This is a genomic window from Azohydromonas lata NBRC 102462, from assembly GCF_001571085.1.
In the GTDB taxonomy this organism is placed as follows: Bacteria; Pseudomonadota; Gammaproteobacteria; order Burkholderiales; family Burkholderiaceae_C; genus Azohydromonas; species Azohydromonas lata.
Map to the genome: position 1 here is coordinate 1 of NZ_BCTC01000316.1, position 776 is coordinate 776.

Annotated in this window: 1 protein-coding gene; it reads left to right on the plus strand. The window is 69.1% G+C overall.

Annotation, left to right across the window (positions count from 1 at the left end; all coding sequences use genetic code 11):
* On the plus strand, window positions 1-776 hold a 776-nt coding region (locus ALA01S_RS34255; RefSeq protein WP_169806064.1), incomplete at both ends, for a hypothetical protein.

Below are 776 nucleotides of genomic sequence, written 5' to 3' on the forward strand. Positions count from 1 at the left end.
CCGACGCAAGCACGTCGCCGGTCAGCGACGCCGCGCAGTCCGATCTCGTGGCGCTGAACAAGGGCTCTATCGTCCTGGTGGCCGCCGGGTCCGTCACGCTCAACGATGGCAGCAGCAACGGTGGTGTGGCGGGGCTGTCCGGCATGGCAGTGAGCGCCACGGGCACGGCCTCCATCCTCATCCAGGCCACGAGCGGTGACTTGGTCGTCAACAGCGACGTTGCCACCGGCACGGGCCAGATCACGCTCAAGGCCGCGGGCAACGTGCTGCTGGGCAGCGCCACGGCTGTGGGCGTGGACGTGAGCACGGCCAGCACGGGCACCGTCTCCATCGATGCCGAGGGTGGCGCGCTCACCATGGCAGGCGACGCCTGGGTCATCGCCACCGACAGCAGCGCACGCCTCAATGCCGCCACGACCATGACCGTGGGCAACGTCACGGCGGCCAACGTGAGCCTGGTGGCCGATGCGGGCGCCATCCTCAACGCCGCGAACAGCACGAAGAACGTCTCGGCGAACGTGCTGCGCTTGCAGGCCGACGGCGCCATTGGCGCGGCCGACCGTCACCTCACGACGGCCGTGAGCGTTCTGACGGCTCGCAGCAATGGCAACCTCGGCGCAGGCATCTACGTCAGCGAGGACGATGCCGTGACCGTGGGCACCGCGGGTGTGCTCGCGGTCGAGCTCGGCAGCAACGGCATGACGAGCGCCGCTGCCGATGCCGACCAGTCGGACCTGGTGTCGCTGAACAACGGCCATATCGTGTTGGTGGCCGGT